Source organism: Pseudaeromonas sp. HNCC25DJ182 (assembly GCF_055413365.1).
Map to the genome: position 1 here is coordinate 29,055 of NZ_JBVAYG010000015.1, position 15,961 is coordinate 45,015.

Consider the following 15,961-nt stretch of genomic DNA (forward strand, 5'->3'; position numbering starts at 1 on the left):
CGCGGCGGCACCTCGCTGCTCGGCCAGCCCATCGATCGGGCTAGGCCCTACGGATAGGCTGGCCTCTGTGTTGAGGCAATCTGTAGTAGGTTGGGCTGAGTTGGTCGAAGCCCAACACTGATGATGTGGCCGGTCGTGACTGACCGTGGCCCTTACGGTCGAATATCGATTCGGAATTTCGGTTTTCGGATTTCGTGTTTCGGATTTGGGATTTGGGATTTGGGAATCGGCTTGATCCGGTTCCGCCTAGCAAGCACTGGCGCTCTTGTTCACCTGCGGCGAACGGCGGCGGGCCAAGGGGGAAAAGGCCTCCCCCTTGGCAATCCCGGGCCCGTGCGTATGCCGACTGTCGGGACAGCCCCGCGCTCTGGGCTGCCCTCCACCGGCCGGGAGCCACACGCCATCCATGGCGTGACGCTCCCTTTTGCGGTCATCCTGACCGCGCACCGCCTGCAGTCACCCCACCCCGCGGCCCGACAGACGGCTTGGAGTTTTGTGGGTAAGTCACAAGCCAGAGCGTGTCTGGTTTGGCCTGCGGGGCCGCCTTTTAATCACCACCAGTCACTTTGATTTGAACCTGTTTGATTTGTCGCAAAAATCGCCAGGAAAATTTTGAATACTCTGCTACCAGGGTCAGATGAAACATGGCGTAGTTGGGCTTGGGGTGGCCGTTAAGCCCGTGCGGTAGCCATGATTAGCACTGGGAATCATGGGATCTGGGCTAATCGGTTGAGCACGAGAACAGGCCTAAAGGCCCTTATGGAATCCCATGCGAAAATAAGAAGGCCATTCGTCACTTATCGAGCAGATCTTATAAGTAATAAATAACTGAAAGGATTGATTGGACGAAATTCGCTAAGCAATAAGAAAATGATAGCGATGTATTTAAACCATCAAATTTAGATCATGAAAAAATCTTCTCATTAATAGAAACCGCAATATTGGAATTAGAAAGCAACACTCCAATATCTAAGGATCAGAAAAAACAACTACTAGATTTTTTGCAAAAAGCTAAAATTGAATTTTCAGAGAAAAAGCCATCATGGAATAAAATTGTTGGAGCATTAGTGATCGCAGCAGCGATAACAAGCGGCATTGCAGATGCAAAAAATGCTTATCGGAATATTGATGAGGCAATAAAATACATTATTGGAATTTCCATTGAGAAGCATATCCCTCACTCAACCCCACTGATAGAACATAAAAATCCGCCTCCTGAAAATGATTGAATTTATATTTAACAAAAATTAAGGCCGTTAGTGCGAATTGGCGAAACGCAATCTCAGATATATATTAAGACACAGGCTAAAACAACAAAACATAGAGAGTCTATTGACGAGTCTGATTATCTTAATTTCCCAGAGATAAATCAGAACACGATATACCCTGAATTTTATTCACGCTGACCAGACTATTTATAGCTAGCATGAAGCGTGACTAATCATGTCATCAGCAATGACAATTCTATATTTAACATGAGGGCTACGGGCCATATGCAAAATTAATCCTCAAATTCTGATCCTCGTTTAAAATGGTAGAACCGCAGGTGCGCATATTCCAATTTTCGAAAAAACATTAAACCACAAGAAACCAATATGAGACAACAAGATAAATTAATTATTTAGAGTGGCCAACCAACAAGTCCACCTGAAATATCTACTTTAATTGAAAGCATGTTTTTTACTTGAGTTTATTATGAAAGAACCAAAAGAAGATGTGATATTCCAAGCGTATAATTCATCGTCAGAGAAAAACCAATCATTCATGGTCATCTATATTTTGATGTTACTATATGTTTTTGTATCAATAACTAACACTGGTGACATTGATTTATTATTTGTTGATGGCAAGTTAAATTTACCCATAATAGACACACCTGTACCAGTGGTTTCGTTCTACATCATTGTGCCAGCAATTATTTTAGTGGGTCACTATATTTTGCTTCTCAATATTTTTGCACACATTGAGATTGCAAAAGAGTGGCGACGTATTGATAAGAGAATGACCGTTATTTTACCATTCATCATCAATCACTTACTATTTTCCATGCGAATGGATGCGATTAGGAATACAAGACGAATTCGTTTTATTGTATCGCTTATCTGTATTATGGCGCCTGCTTTGACTTTGGTTGCAATTCAGGTTAGATTCGCAGATTATCATAGCATGGCGGTGACGACATTCCATTTCCTAATCGTTAGCATGGATGTTTATTTAATTATTGAATTTTTTAAAAAAACTAATCCTTTATTTAATGAAGCATGGAAGGTTGTTGGCGTTTTCTTTCTTTTTTCTTCTGCCATAAATATATTTATCACTGGATTATCCATTTTAAATCCACGCATACTTGTTGGGTATGAAAATTACTTTTTCGTTCCAAAGATAATTGTGACGGAATATGATGCCACATTTTCAGGAGGAGAAAAAAACAGTACTAAACTTAAACATCCTGGTGTCAATTTATCTAACAGAAACCTTCAGTTTGCCAATATCATAGGAATCAACATTGATAAGGCAAGGCTTTCCAATACGGACTTATCTTACGCTCTGGTACGAGATTCCTCAGCGATGAGTTCACACATTAAAGAGTCTATATTCGATCATGCAAAGCTTGATAATGTTGATTTATCTAAATCAACAATTGAAAACAGTAGCGCACAAAATGCAACGTTTCAAAAAACTAATCTTTCTAATGTTTTCATGACTAATGTCAATTTAGCGGGATCCACACTTAAACATGCTACCATAAATGAAGCATATTTTTCTGCCTCAGATTTAAGTCTTACCGATCTTTCCGATATGTTGATTTATGGCGCTAGCTTTTATAATACAAAAGCACTTGGTATAAATTTAAGCCATGTTGAAATGAAAGGGGTTATCTTTAACAATGTAGATGCGAGAGGTTCTACTTTGCTTAGCGCATCATTGAAAGGCAGTAATATTACATCTTCTGATTTTAGGTATTCAAACCTTAATAAAATATCAGCATTAGCATCCGTATTGTCTCATAATAGTTTTCAAGGCATCCAGATTCTTGGAGCTGATATATCTTATTCATTTTTATATAAAAATGATATGTATGGTGCAATAATTTACAACAACAAATGTCTATTTTATTTAAATGGTTTTAAATCATCAAGAAGAAACGATATAAATACAAAGGCGGAGATAAAGAACTTGGCGAGCGTAGTTAACGAAGTGAATCAAATTCAAACCAATTTAGACACAAAAGTGACTGCAATTAATAGGCTTAAATATATTAATAACGATTTCCTTGGCATTGGTAATGATCCATTCATCAGCTTTTTATCACAACAAGAAAATCGAAAAGATGCCGAAGATGGAACATGTCAAATTATTAATGAGGACCTAACATCACGATACAATCATTTTGCTGAAATATACGACGGACTTATAAACATGTCGTGCAGTGATAAATGGATCTCAAGGGGTATATATAGAAATTTCTTCTCTGACTTCATCATGGGCCTACCTAAGGAAGATAGTAAAGACATCATTATCCCAGACACTACTATTGTCTCAGAAAGCGATATTAGCACAGACCCAAAAATCAGCCCATACAGGAATAAATTCAGAACAAAACTGCATGATAAATGCTCTAGTTTCAGTTCATTTGTTAGTGGCAATTCGTACAGTGAAAATCGATCATTGGCTACTATTACAATTCACTTTAATATTCAAGAGAGTGAACTACCTTAACACAAATCGAGCTAAACCATTAATAATAATCCAGCATTTATCTGCATCCCCCCAGACTAAATCAGATATTACCGCAATCTTTTATCTTATAAACCAGCCGTCACATCTAGTGCTAGCATTGCATGAAAACTTGTGAGCTAAATTATATTCACCTGAAAGATAAATAATTTTATTATAATTGACATAGATAACTAAGCAATATCAGGACCGCAGATTCTATTAGCAATAGCGCAATCCCACGCATGAATAAAAACAACCCGAATAAATAACCTAACACAAAATTCGATGCGACAATTTCCAACGCTAGCAGAGGAATCATGAATATTCGAATCGCGACGACTCAAGATGGTGATGGGATCAGACGGCTTTGTTGGTCGGCTTTCCCCGAAAGGGAAAACGAAATAGTGGCGACACTGGCGGTGGAGCTGCTTGCCGAGAACTCGGCGTTACCGATCATCTCTCTGATTGCCGAAATGGAGGATGCCGTGGTGGGGCACGTCGCTTTCTCTCCTGTCAAAATAGAGAACCAGGCGACTATTCAGGCTTATATTTTGGCGCCGCTGGCGGTGCGGCCGGATTGCCAAAATCAACGCATTGGTTCGGTACTGGTTGAATATGGCATGCAGCAATTATCCACTCTGGGTGTCGATATTCTCTTTGTCTACGGCGCGCCGGAGTATTACGGCCGATTTGGCTTTAGTGCTGAGGCTGCGAGTAGCTATAGCGCACCCTATCCGCTTCAATATCCGTTTGGCTGGCAAGCCGTCGCCATCCGTGAGGGTGTAATAGAAAACGGACCGCATGCGACGCAGTGTGTCAAAGCCTTGTGCAAGCCACTGTTATGGTAATCCGCTCCGCAGAATACTCTATGAAACAAAAGCATTGATGTAATTACGCTTCGCTCATCACATCTACGGGCTACGCAGTATCACAAGTGAAAGATACACCCCGCATGGGTGATAAATTAAAATGGATCACTGAATGAATCAGCATAAAACCAATCACTTACTTAACCCTATTAAAGCTCACAATAATACTCAAAGAGTGTCATGTTCATTTAAACGAATATTGGTATGTCTCTTTACCATATACCTGACTGGTTGTGCTGCTCCATATCATCGGGCAGACAAAGAGGGGATTCTTGACCTGCATCATATTGGATATGATGATGTTAAAATGGGTGATGGAATATTTTATGTTGAGTATTCTGGAAATGGTTTCTCAAGTTATGAATATGTCGAAGAACAATTCCATCGGCGAGCTAGTGAGCTATGCCCAAATGGTTATGACACAAAAGTGACTAGATCAACAAGATATGAGTCAAACTTTGACAGCATGACATGCATATATGATGACTGCAGGAACTGGAAAACAGCTCAAGGTATTGTGTCATGCAAAAAATCCAAATGACGCACTACAAATCCACCAGTCCATTATTAGAACATAGCTGAGACGCGAGAATAATAATCACGCCAACAGGATCGTTTGACCATTATTCAGGGAGATATATGGATACCTGTGTAGATTTTGAATCCCGGCTTTTTACACCGTTTCTCTCTGAGGAGGGGCAAGTGAATCCTCAGGTGTATGGTGCCGAACTGGCGTGGTGGTTATCACGGGAGCTGGCGCTGGAAGGGGTTGAAACCAGCTATCCGGCTAGTGAGGACTGGGGCTGGTTTATTGAATATCTCGTGGCGGATAACGAATATTGGCTCTGCTGTAGCAACCAAGATGGCTCGCCAACGACATGGCGGGTGTATCTCGACTGTAAAGCCAAGGGGCTGTTTGGACGCAATAAGGCACCGGTCGCCAGCGCTATGCCGCTGCTTCATGCCTTGAACCAGGTATTAGCGCGCTGCGACGGCATAGCCAATATCCAATGGCACCAAGACGTGGTTTAACCCTTAACTCCCTGCCGTTCTTCACCGCAATCCCCCCACCACTCCCCTCGGTTTATCCTGTTTTTACATTGGATTGCTTGCCGCTAAAATGGCGCGCCCCTACTCATCTTGGAAAACCATGAACTATTGCAATGCTCTTCTAGTGGCGCTCGCGCTTTGGATGCCTGCGGGATTATCGGCGGCGGGTCATGACTTTCAGGCCGTGGAGCAAGCGATTGTGGCGCTGGAGGGGAAACTCTCGGCGCGGATTGGGGTTGCGGTACTGGAGGTAAAAACCGGGGAGCAGTGGGATTACAAGGGCGATGAGCGGTTCCCGTTAGCCAGTACCTTCAAGACATTGGCGTGCGCAAAATTATTGCAAGATGCCGAGCGCCAGAGGCTCAAGTTGACGGATAGCGTCACGGTTCAACAATCCGATCTGGTCACCTATTCGCCGGTGATCGAAAAACAGGTCGGGCAGCCCGTCACCCTGAATGGGGCATGTGCGGCAGCGATGCACACCAGTGATAATACGGCGGCGAATATTGTTCTCCACGCCGTGGGTGGGCCCGAGGGGATCACCCGCTTTATGCGCGAGTTGGGCGATCCGCTGACGCGCCTGGATCGCCGGGAGCCGGAGCTAAATCAGGGCTTGGCCGGTGACGCGCGGGATACCACCACCCCCAACGCCATCACCCGAAGCCTGCAGACGCTGTTATTTGGCTCGGCCTTGTCGCCTTCGAGTCAGCAGCAGCTGCAAAGCTGGATGGCGCAGAATCAGGTCACCGGCAATCTGCTGCGCTCGGTATTACCCACCGGTTGGAGTATTGCCGACCGCTCCGGGGCCGGTGGTTTTGGTGCCCGCAGTATTACCGCCGTAGTTTGGCCGCACACGGCGGCGGCGTCATCACCGCTGATTATCAGCATCTATATCGCACAGACCGATGCAACTATGGATGAGCGCAATCAGGCCATCGTCACCCTGGGCCAGGCGATCTTTAAGCACTATCTGCCGCAGCCTTGACGGCGGTGCCGCACAGTAAAGAAGAGGCATGGCGTCTGGGACAAATGCGGACCGTTGGCGGCAGGGATGCCGCCATCGAGGCTACATGGATGTATTTACGACGTGTCTGCGCCTCGTACAGACTCCTCACGCCTGAGCAGAGCCTCCCCACACATAACGGGTACATAGCCTATTTCTGATGTGGTTGACTTGCTGGGCAGCGCTTCCTACTGTGGTGGCTTCCTCAGGCCAGCCCAGGAGGCTGTGATGTTAACCGGAAGCTGTTTGTGCAATGCCATTCGCTATGAAATTCGAGGGGAGCTTGGCCAAGCCATGATGTGTCATTGCTCCAAGTGCCGCAAAGCCAATGGCTCGGCATTTGCCGTCAATGCCGCCGTGAAGGCCGATGAATTTAAAATTATCGCCGGGCAAGACTACGTCACCGAATTTGAATCCACGCCGGGCGTGTTTCGCTCCTTCTGCAAGCAGTGCGGCTCGCCATTAGTCAGTCGCCGCCCCTCCCAGCCGGATCTACTGCGCCTGCGCATTGGCACCCTGGACACCCCGGTCCAGCTCAAACCCGTCGCGCATATCTTTGTCGACTCCAAAGCCCCCTGGGATGAAATCCACGACGATATCCCCCAATACCCCGAGCGCCCATAACGGCCGCTCGCGGCAGCGGAACGCGAAAACAGGAGTGCGGCATGCAACAAAAAGCAGCGGGGATGGCTGGTGTGATCCAGCAGGCGGTGGCGTTGCGCCAGCAGGGCCACTACGACGAATCGCGCCTGCTGCTGCGTGGTCTGTTAGACCAGCCTGAGTATGCGCCAAGCGCGCATTTACAGATCGCCTGGTGCTATGACAACCAAGGCCGGGAACAAGAGGCTATCCCCCATTACCAAGCCGCTTTGTCCGGTGAATTGTCAGCCACCGAGCGCTTCGATACCCTCTTCGGCCTGGCCTGCACCTATCGCAGCCTGGGAGATTACGCCACGGCCTTGGGCTACTTCGAGCAGACCCTCGCCGAATATCCCGCTGCCCTGGAAGTGCAGCCCTTCTACGCCATCTGTTTATACAATCTCGGTCGCCACCAGGAAGCCACGTCCCTCCTGCTCACACTCCTGGTCTCAACCACCCAGCACCCCGAGATCCAGAACTACCAAAACGCCCTGTTGCTCTATGCCAACAACCTGGATAAAAAGTGGTAGCCCAGCCCCATCGCTAACGTCTTACGTCTGGCACTTGGCTTCAGGCTTCAGGCATTTGCCCTTCGCCACCCAATCAGAAGCCATCTGCCGGGCCGGGCTGCGGGGTGAATGGAGCCGGTGAGCGGTCAGGATGACCGTAAGAGGGAGCGTCACGCCAGGGATGGCGTGTGGCTCCCGGCCGGTGGAGAGAATCCCGAAGCCCGGGGTTTTCCCGGCAGTCGGCATAAACCTGGGCCCGGGATTGCCAAGGGGGAGGCCTTTTCCCCCTTGGCCCGCCGCCGTTCGCCGCAGGTGGACAGATCGCCAACGTCTGTCAGGCGGAACCGGATCAAACCAGAGCCAGAATCGGCTCACCCCGATGGAGGAACCGGATCCAGATCGGCGATCCGCGACCGATCCAGAAGTCGAGTCCGCATCGATATGCGCATCCTCACCGCTGGATCCGATACCGATCCGCCAGTCGCGATAGAGTGCCATCCTGATCCATCGCCTGTAGCGTAGACTGCCAGGCCGCCATTACTGCCGGATCCGTGCCCAGCGAGGCCACCACCCAGGCCTGATAGTCGCTGACCTTCGCCCCTCTGACCAAGGTCTCCTCCGGCAGACCGTGTAAACGGATGAAGAAGCGTACCGCCGAGCGCGAGGCGATCCAGCCGTCGATGCGACCACTCATCAACTTGCGGCCATTGGCATCATCGGAGGTAATGAGCTCGACGCGATCCAACCCCTTGCGCTGGGCGGCGATGGCATTGGCCGCTCCGATATTCGCCCCCAGCATCCGCAGCGCCTTGGCTTGCTCCAGCGTCGCGGCCACCGGCTGGCCCTTGACGGTGTAGACGCTGAAATCATCCACGACCACCGGATAAATCCAGTGCACCGTCGCCTCGCGCTCCGGGATGCGCCCCACCCACAGGGCGATGACGTTGGCCTCGCTCTGCACCGTGCGGTTAGCACGCGCCAGCGGCTGCACCTCGATGACCCCGCGATACCCCAACCGCTGCATCACCGCCTGCCCCAACTCATAGGCATAGCCGCGATAGTTGCCCTGCTCGCTGAAGACAAAGGGCGCTATGTTCGAGCAGACCACCCGGGGCTCTGGTGCCTCGCCCGCCTGCAGGCATGGGCTCACCCCGGCCCACAGGCCGATCAGCATCAGCAGCGAGACCACTCCCCCTCTTCCCATCGATGCTCTCTCCTGGCCCGGCCATCGTGTTAAGCGTAGCCATGGTTCCACCGCCTGGCTGATACGCTGCCCGGCTCTGCCATGCGCTGTGCATGACAGACCCGCAAGGCACCATTATTTCAGGGGATGGCTCGTTGAACCTTGCGCCGCCGCAGGAAATGGCAGTGCGGCCTCGTGCGCGCCACCTGGGCGCTGGCCAAAGGTGTGACGGAATGGTGAGATGACGGAATGATGGTGGGAGAGATGATGAATGGCTGGAGGCATAGCCCGAGCGGGAACACCAGAGGGCCATGCCGACCGGCATGGCCCGGGCTGGATGAGGTTAGCCAGCGGCAGTTGTGACGCCCTGCAACTGCTGCCACTGCTGCTGCAGGGCCTGCGGCGAGGCACAGCGCAGGGTCAGATGACCGAGTTTGCGCCCCGGCTTCTCGGCCTTGCCATACAGGTGCAGATGGAGATCGGGCAGTGCCAGCAGGGGTGGCAGCGGCGGCAGCGCGCCAATCAGATTGAGCATGGCGGTGGCCGCGATGAGCGACGTGTCCCCCAGCGGCAACCCCATCACCGCCCGCAGATGGTTGGCAAACTGGCTGGTCTGCGCCCCTTCCAGCGTCCAGTGGCCGGAGTTGTGCACCCTGGGGGCCACCTCGTTGGCAATCAAGCGGCCATCCTGGACGAAGAACTCGATGGCCAGCACGCCCACATACTCCAGCGCCGACAGCAGGGAGCGGGCATACTCCTCGGCCTGGGCCTGCAGCGGATCGTCCACCAGCGGCCGGGAGCTGTGCAGTATCCCCTGCCGGTGCTCGTTTTCGGTCAGCGGATAGCAGACCAGCTCACCGGTGGGGCTGCGCACCGCCAACAGCGAGACCTCGCGACTAAAGGGCACCATGGCCTCCAGAATGGCAGGCCGCGCCTCGGCGGCGCGCCAGATGGCCGCCAGATCCGAGGTTGCATCCAGCCGCCACTGCCCCTTGCCGTCATAGCCCTGGGTGCGCCACTTGAGGATGGCGGGCAGTCCCAGTTCGTGGACCGCCTGCTCCAGCTCGGCAAACGAGCTGACGGCGCGGTGCGGCGCCACCGGTATTCCCAGGTTGCTCAGAGTCTGCTTCTCGATCAGCCGATCGCCACACAGTTGCTGGGCGCGCACCGGCGGATAGAGCGGCACTTGGCTGGCGATCGACTCCAGCAGCGGCACCGGGATCGACTCCGACTCATAGGTCACGGCATCGGCCCAGGCCAGCAGATCGTCCAGCGCCCCCGGCACGGACCAATCCCGGCAGCTGAAGGGCGCGACCTGAGCGGCGCAGCCATCGGCTTGCGCATCGACGATCCGGCACTCGATGCCCAGTGGCGCGGCGGCGAGCGCCAGCATACGGGCCAGTTGGCCGCCCCCCAGAATCAGCAGTTTCATGCATTCCCCCCCGATAGCTCGATCCTCGGATCCGGCTGCGCCAGCACCTGCTCGGTCTGCCGGGCGCGAAAATCGGCCAGCGCCTGGCGCAGTGCCGGATCCTGATTGGCCAGCATGCTGGCCGCCAGCAAGGCGGCATTGGCGGCTCCGGCAGGCCCGATGGCCAGGGTGCCCACCGGAATGCCCTTGGGCATCTGCACAATCGACAGCAAGGAGTCCATGCCGCTGAGCGCCCTGGATTCCACCGGCACACCCAGCACCGGTAGCAGACTCTTGGCCGCCACCATGCCCGGCAGGTGAGCGGCGCCACCGGCTCCGGCAATAATCACCTGCAAACCGCGCTCTTGCGCCGTGGCCGCATAGTCGAACAGCAGATCCGGCGTGCGATGGGCCGACACCACCCGCACCTCGTGGGGCACGCCCAGCTCCTCGAGCATCTGTGCCGCGGCCGACATGGTCTGCCAGTCCGAGCGTGAGCCCATGATGATCCCCACCTTTGCATCTGTCGCTGTCGTCACCCTTGCCTTCCTCTTGTTTGCCTCAATGGATTACTAACTGTTTCGAACCACCACTCATTACAGCGACGGGGAAGCACTGGCTGACCCTCCGCGCCAGGGATGGCGCGGTGGAGCCCCCACGGATGGGTTCACGGCGTGTCAGCCTGAGCTTTCCTGTCGATGTCCCATGATGAAGAGCCCCATGATGAAGTTCGGCATCTAGAATTTGTTTGCCCGCCGCACGCGGATCTCGCTGCTGAAGATCACCATGGCGAAGTTGTCGTAATAGTGGGCCTGCAGATGGTCCATGATGGCCTCGGCCACCGCCTCCTCGCAGATCACCTCGATACGGATATTGCGCACCTCATCCCACCCGGCATCACGAATGCCGCGGCTGCCCTTGCCCCGCGCTTCTGTGATGGTGTAGCCACGGGCGCCGAGCTGCTCCAGCTGGCGGGTGAGCTCACTCTCCAGCACCGCCTCGGTGATGATGGTGACCAGTTGTCGATAGACAGCTTGCATGATTAACCTCCAGCCTGATGGAGCCATTGCGCCCAGGTCAGGTACATCGGGATCCCCACCAGGACGTTGAAAGGAAAGGTGACGCCGAGCGAGGCCGCCAGCGACAGCCCGGGGTTCGCCTCGGGCACCGCCATCCGCATGGCCGCCGGCACTGCGATATAGGAGGCGCTCGCCGCCAGAGTCGCCAGCAGCATGGTGCCGCCGAGGGAGAACTCGAGCTCCAGCGCCAGCAGGCCGCCCACGAAGGCGCCCAGCAGCGGGATCAGGGTGCCAAACAGCAGGATAAACAGGCCATGACGGCGCAGGGAGCCCATCTGGCTGGCGGTGATGAGGCCCATCTCCAGCAGGAACAGCGCCAGCACGCCCTTGAAGAGGTCGAAGAACAGCGGCTTGAGCGGTGCTATCGCCTCTCCCCCGCAGATCCAGCCGATGAGCAGACCACCGGTCAGCAGCACCACCCCTTTGCCGAAGAAGATCTCGTGGCCCATGCTGCGCCAGCGCGTCTGGCGGCTGATGCCCCGGGCGAGCACGATGCCGACCAGAATGGCGGGCGCTTCCAGGATCACCACAAACACCGGCATATAGGATTCGTACGGTATGGCCATGTGGGTCAGATAGGCGGTGGCGACGGCAAAGGTACCGACGCTGACCGAGCCGTAGTGGGCGGCCACGGCGGCAGAGTCGGCGCGATTGAGGCGCCCCAGCCAGCGCAGCAGCGGGAACAGCAGCAGCGGAAACAGCAGCCCCAGCAACAGCACACCGAGCAACTGTGGCAGCAGATGGCCAACGTCGCTGGCGGCCAGCTCGACGCCACCCTTGAGGCCTATGGTGAGCAGCAACAGCATGCTCAGGAAGTCGTAGATGGCGGCCGGGAGTCGCAACTCCGCCCGCGCCAGCCCGGCAATCAGACCGAGCAGAAAAAACAGAATGACTGGATCCAGTGACACAAGATGCCCCCTGTCGATGAACGGGTGCGCTACCAGCGGCAACGACCCTACCTTGGGTGGGGGCAAGTCTAACAAGGGTTCTTCATCAGAAATAATCGAATATAATTAGTGAAATGTTCGTTACAGGCTGATGATTGATGCTCAACTACAAGCAGCTTTACTACTTTTGGCAGGTGGCCAAACTCGGTGGCATCACCCGTGCCGCCGAACAGTTGCACCTGACGCCGCAGACCCTGAGCGGCCAGATCGGCGAGCTGGAACGCACCCTGGGCACGCCGCTGTTTGTGCGCACCGGCCGCCGCATGGAGCTCTCCGCCGCCGGGCAACTGGCGCTGCCCCACGCCGAGCAGATCTTCATGCTGGGCAATGAGCTCGAAGCCCTGTTGCACAATCCGGGGCGTCAGGGCGAGCTGACCCTGCGGGTCGGGCTTACCGATGCGGTGCCCAAATCCATCGCCTATCGGCTGCTGGCCCCGGCGCTGCAACTGAGCCAACCGGTGCGCCTGCTCTGCCAGGAGGAGAAGCCGGAGAAGCTGTTCGCCGAACTGGCGCTGCATCACCTGGATCTGGTGATCTCCGACCGCCCGCTGCCCGCCACCGTCGGCGTCAAGGGCTACAGCCATCGGCTGGGGCGTAGCCCGCTGATCTGGGTCGGCACTCCCACCCTCGCCGCGCGCGCGCGCCATGACTTTCCCCGAGCCTTACGCGAACTGCCGCTGCTGTTGCCCGGTGCCAATGCCGCCCAGAGCGCTCCGCTGGCCCGCTGGCTCCAGGAGCAGAAACTGGCGACCCATGTGGTCGGCGAATTTGATGACAGCGCGCTGATGAAGTCGTTCGGCGAGGCGGGCGTGGGGCTGTTTCCGGTACCCGAGGTGATCCTCGAGGAGGTGTGTCGCCACTATGGGGTCGAACAAGCCGGGCGGCTGGACGAGATCCAGGTCAGCTATTACGCCATCTCCCTGGAGCGCCGCCTCACCCATCCGGCGGTGCTGGCGGTCAGCCAGACCGCGCATCAATTGTTATCCGGCAAAGCCGAGACTACCAATGCATCGACTACGGGATCGCCAGCTGATCCTTGAGTGGCCGCAGATAACGGCGGCTGACCGGCACCTTGTGGCCGCCACAGGTCACCACCTCGGCCAGACCGCCATCGAGTAGCAGGATCTCGCGGATCAGCGCCGGATTGAGCAGATACTGGCGGTGACAGCGCAGAAAGCCGCTCTTCTCCTCCAGGGTGCGCAGGGTCAGCTCGGTGGTGCCCTGGCGCTCCCCCGCCACCACCCGGTTGCCGGTCAGATCGCTGTGCACATACTCCACCTCGGCCAGCGGCAGCAGCAGGATGCGGTTATGACCGATGCAGGGAATGGTGCGCAGCGGGGCCGCCACTAATCCCGGATCGCCAGAGCCCGGGGCCGCTACCCCCTCCCGCTCCGCCACAGGCGGCTCTCGATGCGCCAGCAGCAGCAACCGATCCAGGGTGCGTTGCAGCCGGGCCGGATCCAGCGGCTTGAGCAGATAATCCAGCGCGTGCTCCTCGAAGGCGCGCAGCGCGTACTCGTCAAAGGCAGTGACAAACACGATATGGGGCAGCGCGTGCGGATCCAGCATGCCCACCAGCTCCAGACCGCTGATGCGCGGCATCTGGATATCCAGAAACAGGATATCCGGCTTCAGGCGATGGATGGCCGGTAGCGCCTCCAGAGCATGGGCGCACTCGCCCAGCACCTCGATACAGCCGGAGGCCTGCAGCAGCAGACGCAGCTCCTCGCGGGCCAGGGGTTCATCGTCGACTATCAGTGCCGTTAACATAGGACCTCCATCCGGGGCAGAGAGATAATCACCCGGGTCAGGCGCCCGGGCTCGCACTCGACCCGCACGCCATAGCGCTCGCCGTAGCGCGCCTTGAGGCGCCGGTCGACGATATTCATCCCCAGCCCGGATCTGTCCGCTGGTGGCTGATACAGACCGGCGTTATCACTCACCACCAGCTGCAACGCATCGGCCTGCACCTCGGCCCCCAGGGTCAGGCAACCGGGCTCCAGCATCTGCGAGATGCCATGCTTGATGGCATTTTCCACCACCGGCTGCAGGGAGAAGGCCAGCAGCCGGCACTCCAGCACCGATTCCGGGATCTGCCACTGCACGCTCAGATGATCGGCAAAGCGCGCCTGCTCGATCTGCAGATAGGCCTGCACATGCTCCAGCTCATCGCGCAGGCTGACCTCGTCACTCTGGCGTTTGAGATTCTTGCGAAAGAAGGTGGAGAGGTGCTGCACCAGGGCGCGGGCCTGCTCCGGATCCCGGCGGATCACCGCCGACAGGGTATTGAGGGCGTTGAATAGAAAGTGCGGATTGATCTGGGCCTGCAGCAGCTTGATCTCCCCCTGGGCCAGTAGCCGTTTCTGCTCGTTGTATTTGCCGGAGAGGATCTGCCCGGAAAGCAGACGCGCTATGCCCTCGCCCAGAGTGCGGTTCATCGAGGAGAAGAGTTTGCGCTTGGGCTCGTAGAGCTTGATGGTGCCGACCACCTGCCCCTCCTCGCCGCGCAGCGGGATCACCAGCGACGAGCCCAGCTTGCAGCCCGGATGCAGGGTGCAGCTGTAGGGAATGAGATTGCCGTCGGCATAGACCACCTCGTTGCGGCTGATGGCGGCAAAGGTGTGGGGCGAGGTGATGGGCGTCCCCGGCAGGTGGTGATCCTCACCGATGCCGATAAAGGCCAGCAGCTGATGACAGTCGGTGATGGCCACGGCACCGACGCCGGTCTCTTCATACAGGATGCGCGCCATCTGGGCGCAGGTCTGCTGGGTGAAGCCCTGATCCAGCACCCCCATGGCCCGCTCGGCGATCTTCAGCGCCCGGGCCGAGAAGGCCACCGAATACTTCTCCAGCATGGCGCGCCGATCCAGGATCATGCCCATAAACATGGCCGCACCCAGGGTGTTGGCCACCAGCATGGGCAGCGCTATGTTCTGCACCAGATGCCAGGCATCGGCCAGCGGTCGCGCCACCAGCAGGATAATGCTCATCTGCATCAGCTCGGCGACAAAGGCCACCGCCGCCACCATCCAGGGATTGAACAGCCGATCCAGCCGCCGCCGGGCGACAAAGTGGCGATGCACCAGACCGCCGAGCAGCCCTTCGGCCACGGTGGAGAACATGCAGGCCAGCGCCGTGAAGCCGCCGAGCGAGTAGCGATGCAGGCCGCCGGTCAGCCCCACCAGCAAGCCAACCGCCGGGCCACCGACGATACCGCCCAGGACGGCGCCGATGGCGCGGGTATTGGCGATGGAGTTCTCGATGCGCAGACCAAAATAGGTGCCGAGGATGCAGAAGGTGGAGAAGATGAGGTAGCAGACCAGCTTGTGCGGCAGGCTTAAGGTCACCTGGGTCAGTGGCATAAACAGCGGCGTCTTGGAGAGCAGCCAGGCGATCACCAGATAAACGCACAACTGCTGGAACAGGGAGATCACCAGCGACAGTTGTTCCATGCCCATACATACCTCGGCGTACCACGAAAACCGCCGTGTTATAACAAAGCCGCCGATCCGCAACTGCGGGCTGACGCACGAAAGCCGGGGCTGGGCCCT

16 protein-coding genes are annotated in these 15,961 nt (G+C 55.5%); 9 read left to right on the forward strand and 7 right to left on the reverse strand.

All coding sequences use genetic code 11. The annotated features are described in order from the left end of the window. The first annotated feature begins 941 nt into the window (after window positions 1–941). The 8 genes from ACZYUB_RS12510 (at window position 942) to ACZYUB_RS12545 (ending at window position 7,811) form a co-directional block, all read left to right on the forward strand. Window positions 942–1,229 (forward strand): hypothetical protein, encoded by a 288-nt coding sequence (locus ACZYUB_RS12510; protein WP_463948348.1) that lies wholly within the window; start codon window positions 942–944, stop codon window positions 1,227–1,229. 466 nt (window positions 1,230–1,695) lie between these two features. Then, window positions 1,696–3,720 (forward strand): pentapeptide repeat-containing protein, encoded by a 2,025-nt coding sequence (locus ACZYUB_RS12515; RefSeq protein ID WP_463948349.1) that lies wholly within the window; start codon window positions 1,696–1,698, stop codon window positions 3,718–3,720. A gap of 317 nt (window positions 3,721–4,037) precedes the next feature. Further along, window positions 4,038–4,568 (forward strand): GNAT family N-acetyltransferase, encoded by a 531-nt coding sequence (locus ACZYUB_RS12520; protein ID WP_463948351.1) that lies wholly within the window; start codon window positions 4,038–4,040, stop codon window positions 4,566–4,568. A gap of 133 nt (window positions 4,569–4,701) precedes the next feature. Continuing rightward, window positions 4,702–5,130 (forward strand): hypothetical protein, encoded by a 429-nt coding sequence (locus ACZYUB_RS12525; RefSeq protein WP_463948353.1) that lies wholly within the window; start codon window positions 4,702–4,704, stop codon window positions 5,128–5,130. 161 nt (window positions 5,131–5,291) lie between these two features. After that, window positions 5,292–5,621 (forward strand): hypothetical protein, encoded by a 330-nt coding sequence (locus ACZYUB_RS12530; RefSeq protein WP_463948355.1) that lies wholly within the window; start codon window positions 5,292–5,294, stop codon window positions 5,619–5,621. A 118-nt stretch (window positions 5,622–5,739) separates the two neighbouring features. Beyond that, window positions 5,740–6,624 (forward strand): class A beta-lactamase, encoded by an 885-nt coding sequence (bla, locus tag ACZYUB_RS12535; RefSeq protein WP_463948356.1) that lies wholly within the window; start codon window positions 5,740–5,742, stop codon window positions 6,622–6,624. Between the two features lie 246 nt (window positions 6,625–6,870). Beyond that, window positions 6,871–7,266: a GFA family protein gene (locus ACZYUB_RS12540; RefSeq protein WP_463948358.1), complete on the forward strand. Its 396-nt coding sequence runs from the start codon at window positions 6,871–6,873 to the stop codon at window positions 7,264–7,266. A 41-nt stretch (window positions 7,267–7,307) separates the two neighbouring features. Beyond that, a complete protein-coding gene (locus ACZYUB_RS12545; protein WP_463948360.1) occupies window positions 7,308–7,811 on the forward strand; it encodes a tetratricopeptide repeat protein in 504 nt (167 codons plus the stop codon). A 430-nt stretch (window positions 7,812–8,241) separates the two neighbouring features. Here the strand turns inward: ACZYUB_RS12545 and ACZYUB_RS12550 are convergent, their stop codons facing one another. From ACZYUB_RS12550 to ACZYUB_RS12570, 5 genes are all read right to left on the reverse strand, one after another. Then, complete coding sequence (locus ACZYUB_RS12550) at window positions 8,242–8,994, reverse strand: substrate-binding periplasmic protein (RefSeq protein WP_463948361.1); 753 nt, start codon at window positions 8,992–8,994, stop codon at window positions 8,242–8,244. 322 nt (window positions 8,995–9,316) lie between these two features. Then, window positions 9,317–10,405 (reverse strand): 5-(carboxyamino)imidazole ribonucleotide synthase, encoded by a 1,089-nt coding sequence (locus ACZYUB_RS12555; protein ID WP_463948363.1) that lies wholly within the window; start codon window positions 10,403–10,405, stop codon window positions 9,317–9,319. Continuing rightward, window positions 10,402–10,923: a 5-(carboxyamino)imidazole ribonucleotide mutase gene (gene purE / locus ACZYUB_RS12560; protein WP_463948365.1), complete on the reverse strand. Its 522-nt coding sequence runs from the start codon at window positions 10,921–10,923 to the stop codon at window positions 10,402–10,404. Before purE ends, ACZYUB_RS12555 begins: the two co-directional genes overlap by 4 nt. 198 nt (window positions 10,924–11,121) lie before the next feature. Next, window positions 11,122–11,424 (reverse strand): P-II family nitrogen regulator, encoded by a 303-nt coding sequence (locus tag ACZYUB_RS12565; protein ID WP_460883864.1) that lies wholly within the window; start codon window positions 11,422–11,424, stop codon window positions 11,122–11,124. A gap of 2 nt (window positions 11,425–11,426) precedes the next feature. Next, window positions 11,427–12,371 carry a sodium-dependent bicarbonate transport family permease gene (locus ACZYUB_RS12570; protein ID WP_463948367.1) on the reverse strand — a complete coding sequence of 315 codons (945 nt, stop codon included), beginning with the start codon at window positions 12,369–12,371 and terminating at the stop codon, window positions 11,427–11,429. 137 nt (window positions 12,372–12,508) lie between these two features. On the opposite strand from ACZYUB_RS12570, the gene ACZYUB_RS12575 reads away from it, so the two are divergent. After that, window positions 12,509–13,450 carry a LysR family transcriptional regulator gene (locus ACZYUB_RS12575; RefSeq protein ID WP_463948369.1) on the forward strand — a complete coding sequence of 314 codons (942 nt, stop codon included), beginning with the start codon at window positions 12,509–12,511 and terminating at the stop codon, window positions 13,448–13,450. Here ACZYUB_RS12575 and btsR read toward each other — a convergent pair. Together btsR and ACZYUB_RS12585 are read right to left on the reverse strand one after the other, a co-directional pair. After that, the gene (btsR, locus tag ACZYUB_RS12580) at window positions 13,425–14,180 is read right to left on the reverse strand and encodes a two-component system response regulator BtsR (RefSeq protein ID WP_463948371.1); all 756 of its coding nucleotides are present in this window, start codon (window positions 14,178–14,180) and stop codon (window positions 13,425–13,427) included. The genes ACZYUB_RS12575 and btsR overlap by 26 nt on opposite strands. Further along, window positions 14,174–15,853, reverse strand: a complete 1,680-nt coding sequence (locus ACZYUB_RS12585; RefSeq protein ID WP_463948449.1) for a LytS/YhcK type 5TM receptor domain-containing protein — start codon at window positions 15,851–15,853, stop codon at window positions 14,174–14,176. Before ACZYUB_RS12585 ends, btsR begins: the two co-directional genes overlap by 7 nt. Window positions 15,854–15,961: the final 108 nt, after the last annotated feature.